Below are 13,329 nucleotides of genomic sequence, written 5' to 3' on the forward strand. Positions count from 1 at the left end.
CTGTGAACTACTTCCACCTGAAACCCACCTCCACCCCTTCCGCAACCAAACGGTTGAGGAAGGGGACGGGCCGGAGTAGCGTTGTCCTCAACCAATCGGTTGTGGATGAACAGAGGTGTGCGGTGGCCGTCGACCAGCTCTCCCGGGCGTTCGTCGCCCTGGCCGATCCCACCCGGCGCGACATCGTGGCCCGGCTCTCGGTCCGGGACGCGACCGTGGGTGAACTGGCGGAGTCCTACGCGATGTCCGTGCAGGCCGTCTCCAAGCACCTCAAGGTGCTGGAGGAGGCCGGACTGGTCAGCCGCAGCCGGGACGCCCAGCGGCGGCCGTGCCACCTGGAGCCGCAGGTGTTCGACTTGATGACGGGCTGGATCGAGCGCTACCGCCGCCAGGCCGAGGCCCGCTTCGGCCGCCTGGATGCCGTCCTCGCGGCCATGGCCGAAGCCGACCCGGAGGTCGACGCGGAACCCGGCCCGGACACCGGCGCGTACACCAGGGCCGGCACCGGCGCGGAACCGAAGCCGGCCGGTCCGCACGCCCCGGACACCTCCAGCCACCCCGACCGTCCCCGGCACACCGAAGGAGCCCCGTGATGACCTCCACCACCGGTCACCAGACCCGCATCGAGGCGGACCCGACGCTGCCCACCATCCGGATCGTCCGCGAGTTCGACGCCCCGCAGGATCGGGTGTTCCGGGCCTGGATCGAGCCCCAGCTGGTCGCCCAGTGGCTCGGCCCCGACGACCTCGACATGAAGATCGACGACTGGGAGCCCCGCACCGGCGGCCACTACCGCTACTCCATGCACCGCGAGGGCCGACCGGTCGCCGCCTTCTACGGCTCCTTCCACGAAGTCCGGCCGGCCACCCGGCTCGTCCAGACCTTCACCTTCGAGGGCGTGCCGGACGGCGTCTCGCTGGACACCGCCGTCTTCGAACCCGTCGGTGAGGGCCGCACCCGCGTCACCATCCTGTCGGTGGTCGACAGCCTGGCGGCCCGGGACGCGATCCTGGCCAGCGGCATGGAGCGCGGCGTGGTAGAGGGCTACCGGAAGCTGGACGCCCTGCTCGCCGCAGCCTCCTCCTGAGCCCGGGACCGACCGAGCCAGGACCGACCCAGCCGGGACCGACGGAGCCCCCGAGCTCCTGAGCCCCGACCCCCCGGGCCCGTCAGGGCAGCACGGCCACCGCCTCCACCTCCACCAGCTGGTCGTGGTAGCCGAGCACCGAAACGCCGACCAGAGTGCTGGGGGCGTCATGCGCCCCCAGGTACTCCCGGTACACGTTCCAGACCTTCACCAAGTCCGCCTGATCGCCGGAGGCGACGTACACGGTGGTCCGGGCGATGTCCGTGACTCCCGCACCCGCGTCCTCCAGCACGGTTATCAGATTGCGCATCACCTGGTGGGCCTGGCCCTCGTAGTCCCCGACGGCGACGGTGCGCCCCTCCTCGTCCAGCGGGCAGGCCCCGGCCAGCCAGAGCGAGCGCGTCGGGGCGTCGACCACCGCCGCGTAGGCGTAGTCGACGGCCTGGGTCAGCCGGGTATTGCGGACCAGCTTGACGACGTTGTTCATGAGGCCTCCGAGGATCGTCACCGAACGTTCGCGCCCATCGTTGGTCCCTCCCGAACGACCGTCAAACCGTTTTCCGGTGAACTCCCGCTCCCGCCAAGGCCCGTGTGACCACGATTCACCGTTACGGGTGATGGCGGACGATGCCGCCGGACCGCGATCCTGGTGCGGCCCGTGCCCATTTCCCGCGACCAGCCCAGGAGAGCCGACCAATGGAATCCCGACCGCCCGGCCACGACCAGGCCTCCGGAGTCGCCCGCCGCCGCATGCTCGGCCTCGCCCTCGGTGCGGGCCTCGCTCCGGCCCTCGCCGCCGGGGCCCAACCCGCCGGGGCTCAACCCGCCGGGGCCCAATCCGCCCTCGCCGCAGGCGCGTCCGGCTCCGCCGCGGACCCACTCACCGCCGCCACCCTCGGCCGCCTGGTCGCCGACGTCGCCGAGGCGCAGGTCGGCATCCCGTACGCCTGGGGCGGCGGCGACCGGCTGGGCCCGAGCCTCGGCTTCTGCGACGAGGAGAACGGCTACCTCAACGGCGTGTGCCAGGGCGAGAGCACGGTCGGCTTCGACTGCAGCGGGCTGTCCCTGTACTGCTGGTACCGCGCCAGCCACGGCACCGTCGAACTCGGGCACTACACGGTGGCCCAGTTCAACCGGAGCGCCCCGGTCGAACGCGACGCGCTCGCCCCCGGCGACCTGCTGTTCTTCTCCCGCCCGGACGCGCCGCTGCACCACGTCGGCATCTACGCGGGCGACGGCGCGATGATCCACGCCGAGCGCACCGGCACCCTGGTGGCCCGGCTCGAGAAGGTGCTCGACCTCCCGCGCTGGGCGGGCGAGTTCGCGGGCGCCCGCCGCCCCGGGGCGGCCTCCGGCTGAGGAGTACGCGCGGCCCGTGGAGTACGCGCGGCCCCGAGGAGCGCGCCCCGCCCTCGGGGTCACACCGCGCCGCGCCGCAACGCCGGCCCCTGGCTCACCTTCAGCAACAGTTCCTGCAGCAGCAGCCGCTCCGCCGGGACCAGCGGCGCCAGCACCTCGTCCTGCACCCACCGTGCCTGCGCCTCCAGTTCGGCCAGCAGCGCCCGCCCGGTGTCCGTGACCGAGACGGAGACCCGCCGCCGGTCCGCCTGGTCCCGGGTGCGTTCGACGTACCCGGCCGCGCCGAGCTGGTCGGCGACCTTCGCGAGGTCGCTCGGGTCGACGCCGAGTCGCCGCACCAAGTCCCGCTGGGCATGCGGCCCGAAGTCGGCGAGCGCGGCCAGCACGGCCATGTCCCAGAGCCGCAGCCCGCGTTCGGCGAGCTGCTCGGCGAGCCGGCCGCGCGCCGTCCGGCCGATCCGGGCCAGCAGGAAGGTGCTGAGGTCCACCAGGGTCGGCGGCAGTGCGTCGCTCGGGGCGGGGTACCCGGGGTTCTCGGAAAGCTCGGAGTGCTCTGGACGCTCGGAGTGCTCTGGACGCTCGGGGTGCTCGGGGTGCTCGGAGGCCATGGCGACATTCTATGGCCACTCCCTACAGTGGGCGCCGACCCACTATTCCCGGCTCAGGAGTTCACCCGTGGACGCCCTCTACCCCCGACTGCTCGTCACCCGTTTCGCCGACTGCTTCGGCTTCTACCGCGCCGTGCTCCCCGCGCTCACCGGCGCCACCCTGGTCAAGGGCACGCCCGAAGGCCCGTACGCCAACTGGGACGTCGACGAGCAGGCCGTGCTGACCCTCTTCGACCGCGCCTCGATGGCCGCCGTCCTCGGCACCACCGGCCTGCCCGCCCGCCCCGAGGCCCCCGTCCAGGACTCTGCGATGCTGGTCCTGCGGGTCGAGGACGTCGACGCGGCCCTCGCCCTCTGCCTCGCCCACGGTGGCACCCTGGCCGCCCCGGCCGCCGACCGCCCCGAATGGGGCCCCGGCCTGCGCAGCGCCCATCTGCGCGACCCCGAGGGCCACTTGATCGAGCTGCAGTCCTACTGACCGTACGGGGCCGTCGGGACCACCGGGACCACCGGGACCGTGGCCGTCCACGGACGGCCACGGACGGCCACGGCCATCGCCGCGATCGCGGTCGGAGCCTCAGCGGTGGAAGACCTGCAGCTCACGGACCGCGTCGTTGAAGTTCGCGCCCAGCTGGGCCGCCGGAAGGTCCATGGTCTTCTCCACACTGAGGGTCGACCAGAGGTGGACGGCGTTGCAGTTGTTGTAGCCCTTCATCGAGGAGACGCTCAGCGCCACGTCGAAGTAGTTGACCAGGTGGTAGCCGGTGCCGTCGCAGCCGCCGGCGTCGCCGAAGAAGGAGTAGATGACGCCGCCACCGTAGTCGACGTCCTTGAACTCCTCCAGCAGCAGCGTCCGGTCGGCCGGCTCCTCGGCCGTGCGGGTGCGGCCGTCGGCCCGGGCGAGCGCGTCGGCGCGGGAGTCCGACGAGCAGGCCCGGCCGAGCACCGGGGAGGCGCCGCCGACACCGGGCAGATGCCCGAGCACGGCGGCGCAGTACTGGACCTCCGGGATCGGCAGCGGGCGGAGCCCGGCCGAGCTCGGCGAGGCCGCTGCGACGGCACCGGCGAGGGCGAGACAGACGGTGAGGACGGGAGCGACGAACCTGCGCGAGCCGCGCATGGACACCTCCGGAACGATGGGACGCACGGGGACGGCGGCGGCCGTGGACCGGCCCGCCGCACCCATTCGACGGGCGGCCGCCGCCCCCGGCCCCGCCGACACACCGCTCACCGCACTAGTCGTACGTATGCTCCCGGCTCACCGGGCCGCAGCGTGCCGCCACAGCTCGGCGCTGCAATCGGCGACCAGCGCGCCGATCCGGCTCCAGGCCTCCTCGGCCGGCATCGGCTCCAGCCGGCGGCCGTCCCGTAGCCGCAGCGCGACCCGGTCGTCCGCCGCCTCCATGGCGCCGATCACCGCCTGGTAGGGCACCAGCCGGGCCTCCCGGATCCGGGCGCCGAGGGTGCCGTGCTCGGGCCCGGCGACCTCGGCCCGCAGCCCGAGGTCCAGGCAGCGCTGCCGCAGCCGCTCGGCCTGCGGAACCTCGGCCTCGGAGATCGGCACCAGCACCACCTGGGCCGGTGCCAGCCAGGCCGGGAACGCCCCGCCGTACAGCTCGATCAGATGGGCGACCACCCGTTCGACGCTGCCGATCACGCTGCGGTGCACCATCACCGGGCGGTGCTTGGCGCCGTCCGGGCCGATGTAGTGCAGGTTGAAGCGCTCGGGCTGGTGAAAGTCGATCTGCACGGTGGAGAGGGTGAACTCGCGCCCGGCGCCGTCGGCGATCTGCACGTCGATCTTGGGCCCGTAGAACGCGGCCTCGCCCTCGGCCGCCTCGAACGGCACCCCGGAGCGCTCCAGCACATCGGTCAGCAGTGCGGTGGCCCGGCGCCACAGTTCCGGGTCGGCGACGTACTTGCCGCCCTCGCCTGGCAGCGAGAGCCGGTAGCGGACCGGCACGATGCCGAGCGCGCGGTGCGCCTCGCCGATCAGCTCCAGGGCGGCGACCGCCTCGTCGGCGGCCTGCTCCGGGGTGCAGAAGACGTGGGCGTCGTTCAGCTGGATCGCCCGGACCCTGGTCAGCCCGCCGAGCACGCCGGACAGCTCGGAGCGGTACATGCCGCCCAACTCGGCCATCCTCAGCGGCAGTTCCCGGTAGCTGTGCGGGCGGGAGCGGAAGATCAGCGCATGGTGCGGACACAGGCTGGGCCGCAGCACCATCTCCTCCGAGCCGAGTTCCATCGGTGGGAACATGTCCTCGCGGTAGTGGTCCCAGTGGCCGGAGATCTCGTACAGCTCGCGCTTGCCGAGCACCGGCGAGTAGACGTGGCGGTAGCCGGCCCGGCGCTCCCGGCCACGGATGAACTCCTCCAGGGTGTGCCGGATCGCGGCGCCGTCGGGCAGCCAGTACGGCAGGCCGGAGCCCATCAGCGGGTCGGTGTCGAACAGGTCCAGCTCGCGGCCGAGCCTGCGGTGGTCGTTTGCGGGCCGGTCGTTGACGGGCCGGTCCTGGACGGGCTGGACGGGCTGCGCGTTCATGGTGGTCTCCACTCGGGACGGGTGGGCGAGTGGAGCCGGGAACGACGAAGCCCCGGGGCACTCGCCCCGGGGCTTCGGACTTGGTCAGCAGTCAGCGCGCCGGGACTCTTTCCGGCGTCGTCGTGGCGAGTGCAGCGCGCTTCATGCCTTCCACGCTAGCAGCTCGCCTGCGCCCGCGTTGATCTTTATCCGCGTTGATCTTCACGGGCCGGCTCACATCAGGCCGGCTCACATCAGGACCATGCAGCCACGCTCGGTGAGCGCCTCCATCAGGTGGTCCGGCACCTGCACGTCGTTCCACCGCAGGTCGAGCTTCTCCAGCGCGGGCAGCGCCGCCGGATCGGCCAGCCAGTCGGGCAGTTCGGTGATCCCGTTGGTGCGGAGGTCGATCCGGCGCAGCTTCGGCAGCCCGGCGAGCACGGCGGGCAGTTCGCCGAGGGCGTTCTCCCGCAGTTCCAGCTCGCGCAGTTCGGAGAGCAGCTTGAAAGAGGCCGGCAGGGCGGTCAACTCATTGCCACGCAGCCACAGTTCGCGCAGTTCACCGAGGGCGCCGATGGACTCCGGCAGGGCGGTGAGCCGGTTGTGCTGGGCACGCAGTTCGACCAGCTCGGCCATCTTGCCGATGGAGAAGGGGAGTTCGGTGAGCCGGTTCTCGCCGACGTTGAGGTAGCGCAGCCGGGTGAGCAGGCCGAGGCCGTCCGGCAGACTGGTCAGCTGGTTGTCGTGCAGGTAGAGGAAGTCCCGGAGCCAGGTGAGCCGGGTCAGTTCGGCGGGCACCTCGGTGAACAGGTTGTGTCCGAGGTCGAGGGTCCGCAGTCGCATCAATCTGCTGATGCCGGGCGGGAGTTCGGAGAGCGCGCCTTCGGCGAGGATGAGCACGGTCAACTCGGTGTGCTCCCACGCCAGGGTGAGCGCCTCGGCGGCCACCGGGCCGAGCGGCTGCCGCCAGAGGTTGAGCGTCATGTCTGTCACGTCCGCCATTGTCCGCCCCCGCCGAACCGAACCGCGCCGGGCCGAGCCGAGCCGAACCGCGCCGGGCCGAGCCGAGCCGAGCCGAAACCGGCACCCGCCGCACCCCGGGCCCCGATCCCCGTACGGTGCCCGGAGGTACGGGCCGGCGCCGGGGGTCGCCAGGGCCCCCGGCGCCGGACCCCCGGCGCGCGCTCAGCGCCAGGTCTGGTAGCGGTTGTAGGTGCAGGGCATCATGCGCAGGCCGTACTCGCTGTCGTCGAGGCACAGGCCGTTGGCCTGGTTCTCGAAGCTCACCTGGTCGCCCCGGGCGTGCACCCACCAGCTCTGCTCCTTGGAGGAGTCGCAGGCCCGGGTGTCCGGGTGGACGCCGGCCCCCACACCGCCGTAGATGCACCGGTTGGTGGCGATGTTGCGGAACTGGCGGGTGCCGTCCTCCTGCCAGATCCGCACGTTCCAGTTCTGGAAGTCGCTGTTGTTGCAGCCGAAGCCCCGGAAGCCGTACGCGAAGCTGTCGTCGAGGCAGCCGCCGGTCGCCATGTTGCCGAAGTGCTCGACCGCCGCCAACGCGGCGGCCCGGTTCCCCGTGGGCGACGGATCACCGGTCGCAGCCCCGGCGACGCCGGTCACGGCCGCGCCCAGGCAGGCGGCGGAGACGAGGACGACGGCCGTCCGGCGGAACCGCCGTCCGAGCGTCGGGTTCTGTGCGTTCATCGTGTTCCCTTTCCTGTGGCGCGTGGTGCCGCGCTCCTCGGTGCGCCTTGCTGCTGCCGGCCCCCAGGGCACGCCTACGGGTACTCGCAGTACACGGGGCTGGAGTTGGTCTCGACCGGCACTCCGGGCACCGGGCCGTCATTGGAGCCGCCGCTGACGTACACGGCGCTCACCCAGCCCAGCCAGCCCCCCGGCGTCACGATCTCGACCCAGTAGTGGTTGTAGTAGGACCCGTCGGTGACGTTGCCGCCCCAGCGCTGGCAGAACGCCTGGACGTTGACGTTGGTGAGCCGCTCCTGCGTGGCCAGTCCGCAGGAGGTGTCCGTGCACTCACGCACCCGCACCTGGCTGGCCCAGATGTGGACGGTCGAGTTCGTGAGACTGGCCGACGCCGACGCCGACGCGGACGCGGACGCGGACGCGGACGTCTGCGCCTGCGCGGGCGCCGCCGTCACCCCCAGCACGGCCGTCAGGCCGAGCACGGCGGCCCCCAGCGCTCGCAGCGGGAACAGGCGGGTGGTGGACTTTCCGGACACGATGGGTGCCCCTCTCGGTGGTTGGACGGAAGAAGACGGAAGAAGACGGAGGAACAGGACGCGTCACCCGGGAGACGGCGTCCGGCGGCCGTTCGTATGAGCATCCGCACCGCCGTGGCTCCGGGTCAGTGGCAGTCGGACTCCAGGGACAGCCCCGGCACCGGCTGGTCGTTGTCGCCCCCGCGCACGTACACCGCGCTGATCCAGCCGACCGGGCCGCCCGCGTCCACCTGCACCCACCAGTTGTTGCGGTACGGGCCGTCGACGACCTCGGTGCTCTGGCCCTGGCAGAACGCCGTCACCCACCGCCGGCCGATCTGCGCGCCCTCGATCGGCGGGCAGGACGCGGAGGTGCCCGCACAGGCCCGGACGTTCACGCCGGTCGCCCACACGTACAACCGGGCATCCGTCGTCGTCGCGTGGGCCGCTCCGGGGAGCAGCAGGGGAAGCGTCGCCGCCGTCGCGACGACGCCGGCCGGGAGCGCGCGCCCCAGTGAACGGGCGGCGGTGCGAAGGGATTTCGTCATGTCGACTCCTCGCTCGGTGAACCCTCGTCACACCGTCGACGGGCCGCGCTCACGTTCCGTATGAGCACCGTTCGCGAGCCGCCGTTGCCGGCGGGCTTCCGCCCGGGATTTCCCGAGGCCCTCGCCCGGCCCGGGGGATATCGTTGTCAGGTACCTTTCGCGCGGAGAGCTGCTTGACGGGGAACGATGATCGAAGTACGCCTGCTGGGCCCGGTCGAGGTGCGGGACGACGAGGGCAGGCGGCTGCCCCTGGGCGGATCGAGACCCGTCGCGCTGTTGTCCGCGCTGGTCGTGCACCTGGGCGAAGTCCTCTCCACCGCTCGGCTGGTGGACCTCGTCTGGGAGGACAGCGCCCCCGCGACGGCGGGCGCGCTGGTCGCCACCCACGTCGCCGCCGTCCGCCGCGCCCTGGCACCGGCCGGCGCCGCCCCGATGATCCGCACCCGGGCCCCCGGCTACCTGGCCGACCTCGCGCCCGGCCAGGTCGACGCCAGCCGGTTCGAACGGCTGCTGGCGGCCGGGCGGCGGGCCTCGGACGAGGGCCGCGACGGCGAGGCGCTCGACCTGTTCACCGATGCCCTCGCCCTCTGGCACGGACAGGACGCCCTGGAAGGCCTCACCCAGTCGTTCGCCCGGATCGAGGCCGCCCGTCTGAACGAACTGCGCCTGGTCACCCAGGAGCACCTCTACGCGCTGCGGCTGCGGCTGCGGCAGGACACCGAGGTGGTCGCCCCGCTGCTCGCCCACGTCGCCGCCCACCCGCTGCGCGAACGGCCGCGCGCCCAGCTGATGACCGCCCTGTTACGGGCCGGCCGGGCGCCCGACGCGCTGCGGGTCTTCCAGGAGGGCTGCGACATCCTCCGCACCGACCTCGGTCTCGACCCCGGCCCCGAACTGCGCGCGCTCCACCTCGCCGCACTGCGCAACGACCCCGCGCTCGCCGTCGGGCCCGCCGGGGCGACCGGAGCAGCGGCCACGACCGGCGGACCCGGCCGCACGCCCCGCGGTCCGGTGCGCCCGGTGGACTCGCACGTGACGACGCCCGCCGCTGCGGCCGGTCCCGGCAGCCCCTCGACCCGCAACCCCACGACCACCGGCCCCACGACCACCGGCCCCACGACCACCAGCCCCACGACCACCAGCCCCGCGACCACCAGCCCCGCGGTCAGCCTGGCAGTCGGCAGCCGGACGGTCAGCCCGCCCTCCCACCTCCCGCCGGACGTCGCCGACTTCGTCGGCCGGACCCGCCAGGTCGGCTGGGTCACCACGCTCCTGGGCCGGGCCCGTGACACCGCCAGGACCGCCCCGCCCATCGCGGTCATCTCCGGCCGCCCCGGCATGGGCAAGACCACGCTCGCCGTCCACGCCGCCCACCGCGCCGCCCACCTCTTCCCCGACGGCCGTCTCTTCCTCGACCTGCGCGCCTCCGACACCGCCCCGCTCACCACCACCGACGCCCTCACCCGGCTGCTGCGGGCGCTCGGCGTCGACCCCGGTGCCGGAGCCGGCCCGGACGACCTGCTCGGCCTCTACCGGTCCCGGCTGGCCGGACGACGGATCCTGCTGATCCTGGACAACGCCCCCAGCGAAGCCCGGCTGCGACCCCTGGTGCCGCCCGGCCCCGGGTCGGCCGTGCTGATCACCAGCCGCCGACGGCTGACCGCGCTGGAGGGCGCGGTCCGGCTCGACCTGTCGGTGCCCGATCCCGGGGAGGCACTGCGCCTGCTGACCACGGTCGCCGGCCGTCCCCGCCCGGAGCCCGGGCCGGGCGACCTCGACGAGATCGTCTCCCTGTGCGGCCAGCTCCCGCTGGCCCTGCGGATCGCGGGCGCCCGGCTCGCCGCCCGACCGCACTGGACCCCCGGGCAGCTCGCCGGGCGGCTGCGCGACGAGCGCGGGCGCCTCAACGAACTCCGCGCCGGCGACCTGGAGGTGCGCGCCAGCCTCGAACTGGGCTACGCCGAACTGGACCCGCCCGAACGCCGGGCGCTGCGCCGCCTCGCCCTGATGGACCTGCCCGACTTCGCCGCCTGGATCGCCGCGCCGCTCCTCGACATCGACACCGCGGAGGCGGAGGAGGCCGTCGAGCGGCTCGTCGACTGCCACCTCATCGAGGCCGTGGGCACCGACGGCACCGGCGAGAACCGGTACCGGATCCACGACCTCGTCCGGGAACACGCCCGCGAGCGCTGCCTGGCCGAGGAGGCCCCCGCCGAACGCCGGCGCGCGGTGCGGCGGTTGGTCGCCTGCTGGCTGGCTCTCGCCGACCGCGCGGCGGTCGAGGGACCGGGCGGGGTCTCCTGGCTGCTGCCGCCGCCGCGCCCGGAGTACCGCCTCGATCCCCGGGTGCAGGACCGGCTGCTGCCCCGGCCAGCCGCCTGGTTCGCCGCCGAACAGGGCTGCCTGGTCGCGGCCGTCCACCACTGCGCCGCTCAGGGCATGACCCGGGACGCGCGCGAACTGGCGGGCGCCCTGATCGCCAGTTCCGCCGCCCTCTACAACCGCTTCGACGTCTGGGCGCAGACCCACACCGTCGCCCTGGACGCGGTACGCCGCGAGGGGGACGGCGAGGGCGAACCGTGGCTCCTCCTCGGCCTCGGTCAACTCCGCTACGAGCAGGACAGGTTCGAGGAGGCGTACACCCTCCTGGACCGCGCGCGACGCCTGTTCGACGCACCGGCGCCGGCCACGGACGACACCGCCTGCCCGCGCGGCACCGCCGCACCCCCGGACCGCACCGCCGGCTCCCCGGACGGCACCGGGCGCGACGCCCTGCGGGGCAGCGCCACCGCCCTGGTCGCCATCGGCACCATCCGCCGCGAACAGGCCCGGTTCGGCGAGGCGTCCGAGGCACTCGCCGCCGCCCTGGAGCGGTACCGGACGATCGGCGACGACGCGGGGACGGCCCACACCCTGTACGGGATCGGCTACGTCCACCGCGAGCAGGGCCGCGGCGACCAGGCCCGGGAGGTGCTGAGCCGGTCCCTGGCGCTGTTCCGGCGGCTCGGCGACCGCCAGGGCGAGGCCATCACCCTGCGCTCGATCGCCCTGTGCGAGCGGGCCCGCGGCGCGCTGACCGAGGCCACCGGCCTGCTCACGGAGGCACTGCGCGTCTTCACTGCCATCGGCGACACCTTCGGTCTGATGTACACCGAACAGGCTCTGGCCAAGGTCGAGTTGAGGCAGGGCCTGCTCGACCCGGCGGACCAGCGGCTCGACCGCTGCCTGACCGTGGCCCGGGAGCGCCGGGACCGCTTCGGCGAGGCCCTGGTACTGCGCACCCGGGGCGAGTGGCACCTCGCGGCGGGGGACCCGGACGCCGCGGAGGCCCCGCTGCGGGAGGCGCTGGCCCTGTGGGAACGGCTCGCCCTGCCGCTCTGGCGGGCCCGCACCCTGCGGGACCTGGCCGAGGTGCACGCGGCGCACGGCGACCGCCCGGGCGCCGAACTGGCCCGCCGCCAGGCGCACTCGGCCTTCCTGGCCTTCGGCAGCCGGGAGGCGTGGGAGGAGCGCGACTGACCGGCCCCCGGCACCGCCGGGGAGCCGCTGGGCACGTACAGAGCATCTACAGGGAATCTGCAGAGCCCCCGGCGAGCATCGTCGTGTGACCGACATCATCACTCTCGCCGACCCCCGCGTGGCGGCCGTCCCGCTGGACGACTGCGGGGAGCCGCTCGTCGACCTCCGGGGCGTACCGCAACTCCTGCTCGACGACCGGCAGGCCGACGACTCCGGCGCCTACGCCAGGGTCCGCTCCGGCGTCCTCGACCGGCTCCTGCGGGCCCAGGCCCTCCTCCCTCCGGGGACGCGGTTCCTGGTGGTCGAGGGGTTCCGGCCGCCGGACCTCCAGCGCAGCTACTTCGAGGCGTACTCGGCGACCCTGCGGGCCGCCCACCCCGAAGCCTCCCCGGCCCGGATCCGGGAGCTCGCCAGCGCCTACATCTCACCGCCCGAGGTCGCCCCGCACGCCAGCGGCGGCGCGGTGGACCTGACCCTGTCCACCCCGGACGGCACCGAACTCCCCCTGGGCACCGAGGTCAACGCCACGCCCGAGGAGAGCCTCGACGCGTGCCGCACGGACGCCCCCGGCATCGACGCCACCGCCCGCGCCCACCGGGAGGCCATGCGCCGGGCGCTCACCTCCGCCGGATTCGTCAACTACCCCACGGAGTGGTGGCACTGGTCCTACGGAGACCGGTACTGGGCGCTGCTGTCCGGGCACCGGTCCGCCCGGTACGGCCCCGTGGCACCGGCCTGACCCGGCCCGCCCTCCCTGCACCGCTTCCGCACCGACTCCGTCCGCACGTCCGGCCGGCGCCCTGCCCCCCAACCGACCGGACCACCCGCAGCCCACCCCGACCCGACCGACCAACGACATCGCGTGCACCTGGGGGAATCGTCCGATGCGCATCACCGAACCCTGCGACACCGTCGTCGACCGTCCGCTCGACGGCATGGACCCGGCCGAGTTCGACGCCGCCTTCACCGAGGCCATGCCCCGGCTGCGCCGTCGACTGCTGGCCCTGACCGGCAATCCGCACGACGCGGACGACCTGCTCCAGGACACCTACCTGCGCCTCTCCCACCGGGCCAGGCGCCGCACCCTGACCGCCCAGCAACACCCGTACGCCTACGCCTCGGCGACCGCGCTCAACCTGCTGCGGGACTCCTGGCGGCGGCCGTCCCGCCGGGAGACCGCCACCGGCCGGGTGCCGGAACCGGACTGGGACGGCGGGATGGAGCGCTGCGAGGCCAGGTGCGCGGCCCTGTCGTTGCTGGCGCTGCTGTCGCCGAAGGAGGCGGCGGCGGTGATCCTGGTCGACCTGGAGGGGCTCAGCCACGACGCGGCCGGGGAACGGCTCGGCGCCCACCGGGGGACGGTTCAGCGCAACCGGATGCGCGGCCTCGCCAAGATGCGCGCCGCACTGGCCGACCTCCGGACCCGCTGACCGGGCGGTGCGACACGGCGGGGGCGGGGCTCGTGCCC

At 73.8% G+C, this 13,329-nt stretch carries 15 protein-coding genes; 7 read left to right on the top strand and 8 right to left on the bottom strand.

The features are described 5' to 3' along the window. The first annotated feature begins 101 nt into the window (after positions 1–101). Together ACFWIS_RS29300 and ACFWIS_RS29305 are read left to right on the top strand one after the other, a co-directional pair. Positions 102–593, top strand: coding sequence for an ArsR/SmtB family transcription factor (locus ACFWIS_RS29300; protein ID WP_380524041.1), 492 nt, complete (start codon positions 102–104; stop codon positions 591–593). After that, the gene (locus ACFWIS_RS29305) at positions 593–1,087 is read left to right on the top strand and encodes an SRPBCC family protein (RefSeq protein WP_380458342.1); all 495 of its coding nucleotides are present in this window, start codon (positions 593–595) and stop codon (positions 1,085–1,087) included. Before ACFWIS_RS29300 ends, ACFWIS_RS29305 begins: the two co-directional genes overlap by 1 nt. Positions 1,088–1,169: 82 nt before the next feature. Here ACFWIS_RS29305 and ACFWIS_RS29310 read toward each other — a convergent pair whose 3' ends face one another. Then, positions 1,170–1,574 (bottom strand): RidA family protein, encoded by a 405-nt coding sequence (locus tag ACFWIS_RS29310; protein WP_380458341.1) that lies wholly within the window; start codon positions 1,572–1,574, stop codon positions 1,170–1,172. Positions 1,575–1,783: 209 nt separating this feature from the next. On the opposite strand from ACFWIS_RS29310, the gene ACFWIS_RS29315 reads away from it, so the two are divergent. Continuing rightward, the gene (locus ACFWIS_RS29315; protein ID WP_380458339.1) at positions 1,784–2,446 is read left to right on the top strand and encodes a C40 family peptidase; all 663 of its coding nucleotides are present in this window, start codon (positions 1,784–1,786) and stop codon (positions 2,444–2,446) included. Positions 2,447–2,505: 59 nt separating this feature from the next. Here ACFWIS_RS29315 and ACFWIS_RS29320 read toward each other — a convergent pair whose 3' ends face one another. Beyond that, entirely contained in the window at positions 2,506–3,054 is a 549-nt protein-coding gene (locus tag ACFWIS_RS29320) for a MarR family winged helix-turn-helix transcriptional regulator (protein ID WP_380458337.1), read from the bottom strand. A gap of 67 nt (positions 3,055–3,121) precedes the next feature. On the opposite strand from ACFWIS_RS29320, the gene ACFWIS_RS29325 reads away from it, so the two are divergent. After that, positions 3,122–3,532, top strand: a complete 411-nt coding sequence (locus ACFWIS_RS29325; RefSeq protein ID WP_380458335.1) for a VOC family protein — start codon at positions 3,122–3,124, stop codon at positions 3,530–3,532. 99 nt (positions 3,533–3,631) lie between these two features. Here the strand turns inward: ACFWIS_RS29325 and ACFWIS_RS29330 are convergent, their stop codons facing one another. The 6 genes from ACFWIS_RS29330 to ACFWIS_RS29355 form a co-directional block, all read right to left on the bottom strand. After that, a complete protein-coding gene (locus ACFWIS_RS29330) occupies positions 3,632–4,174 on the bottom strand; it encodes a hypothetical protein (RefSeq protein WP_380524043.1) in 543 nt (180 codons plus the stop codon). A 138-nt stretch (positions 4,175–4,312) separates the two neighbouring features. Beyond that, positions 4,313–5,596 carry a threonine--tRNA ligase gene (thrS, locus tag ACFWIS_RS29335; protein ID WP_380458331.1) on the bottom strand — a complete coding sequence of 428 codons (1,284 nt, stop codon included), beginning with the start codon at positions 5,594–5,596 and terminating at the stop codon, positions 4,313–4,315. A 228-nt stretch (positions 5,597–5,824) separates the two neighbouring features. Beyond that, on the bottom strand, positions 5,825–6,559 hold the full coding sequence (locus ACFWIS_RS29340; protein ID WP_380458417.1) for a leucine-rich repeat domain-containing protein: 735 nt from the start codon (positions 6,557–6,559) through the stop codon (positions 5,825–5,827). A 201-nt stretch (positions 6,560–6,760) separates the two neighbouring features. Then, positions 6,761–7,279, bottom strand: coding sequence for an RICIN domain-containing protein (locus tag ACFWIS_RS29345; protein ID WP_380458329.1), 519 nt, complete (start codon positions 7,277–7,279; stop codon positions 6,761–6,763). Positions 7,280–7,353: 74 nt separating this feature from the next. Then, entirely contained in the window at positions 7,354–7,815 is a 462-nt protein-coding gene (locus ACFWIS_RS29350) for a hypothetical protein (RefSeq protein WP_380458327.1), read from the bottom strand. 125 nt (positions 7,816–7,940) lie between these two features. Then, positions 7,941–8,342: a hypothetical protein gene (locus tag ACFWIS_RS29355; protein WP_380458326.1), complete on the bottom strand. Its 402-nt coding sequence runs from the start codon at positions 8,340–8,342 to the stop codon at positions 7,941–7,943. Between the two features lie 186 nt (positions 8,343–8,528). Here ACFWIS_RS29355 and ACFWIS_RS29360 point away from each other — a divergent pair, with 186 nt between their 5' ends. From ACFWIS_RS29360 to ACFWIS_RS29370, 3 genes are all read left to right on the top strand, one after another. Then, a complete protein-coding gene (locus ACFWIS_RS29360) occupies positions 8,529–11,861 on the top strand; it encodes a BTAD domain-containing putative transcriptional regulator (RefSeq protein WP_380458324.1) in 3,333 nt (1,110 codons plus the stop codon). An 85-nt stretch (positions 11,862–11,946) separates the two neighbouring features. Further along, positions 11,947–12,600 (top strand): M15 family metallopeptidase, encoded by a 654-nt coding sequence (locus ACFWIS_RS29365; protein WP_380458322.1) that lies wholly within the window; start codon positions 11,947–11,949, stop codon positions 12,598–12,600. A gap of 145 nt (positions 12,601–12,745) precedes the next feature. Then, entirely contained in the window at positions 12,746–13,291 is a 546-nt protein-coding gene (locus tag ACFWIS_RS29370) for an RNA polymerase sigma factor (RefSeq protein WP_380458320.1), read from the top strand. Positions 13,292–13,329 lie beyond the last annotated feature (38 nt).

The organism is Kitasatospora sp. NPDC127060 (assembly GCF_042724935.1).
Classification (GTDB): domain Bacteria; phylum Actinomycetota; class Actinomycetes; order Streptomycetales; family Streptomycetaceae; genus Kitasatospora.

Bases quoted from the DNA above. Each gene is read 5' to 3' on its own strand.
- ACFWIS_RS29340 (WP_380458417.1), bottom strand. From the start codon at position 6,559: ATGACGCTCAACCTCTGGCGGCAGCCGCTCGGCCCGGTGGCCGCCGAG.
- ACFWIS_RS29320 (WP_380458337.1), bottom strand. From the start codon at position 3,054: ATGGCCTCCGAGCACCCCGAGCACCCCGAGCGTCCAGAGCACTCCGAG.
- ACFWIS_RS29360 (WP_380458324.1), top strand. From the start codon at position 8,529: ATGATCGAAGTACGCCTGCTGGGCCCGGTCGAGGTGCGGGACGACGAG.
- ACFWIS_RS29315 (WP_380458339.1), top strand. From the start codon at position 1,784: ATGGAATCCCGACCGCCCGGCCACGACCAGGCCTCCGGAGTCGCCCGC.
- ACFWIS_RS29370 (WP_380458320.1), top strand. From the start codon at position 12,746: ATGCGCATCACCGAACCCTGCGACACCGTCGTCGACCGTCCGCTCGAC.
- ACFWIS_RS29330 (WP_380524043.1), bottom strand. From the start codon at position 4,174: ATGCGCGGCTCGCGCAGGTTCGTCGCTCCCGTCCTCACCGTCTGTCTC.
- ACFWIS_RS29305 (WP_380458342.1), top strand. From the start codon at position 593: ATGACCTCCACCACCGGTCACCAGACCCGCATCGAGGCGGACCCGACG.
- ACFWIS_RS29355 (WP_380458326.1), bottom strand. From the start codon at position 8,342: ATGACGAAATCCCTTCGCACCGCCGCCCGTTCACTGGGGCGCGCGCTC.
- ACFWIS_RS29310 (WP_380458341.1), bottom strand. From the start codon at position 1,574: ATGAACAACGTCGTCAAGCTGGTCCGCAATACCCGGCTGACCCAGGCC.
- thrS (WP_380458331.1), bottom strand. From the start codon at position 5,596: ATGAACGCGCAGCCCGTCCAGCCCGTCCAGGACCGGCCCGTCAACGAC.
- ACFWIS_RS29345 (WP_380458329.1), bottom strand. From the start codon at position 7,279: ATGAACGCACAGAACCCGACGCTCGGACGGCGGTTCCGCCGGACGGCC.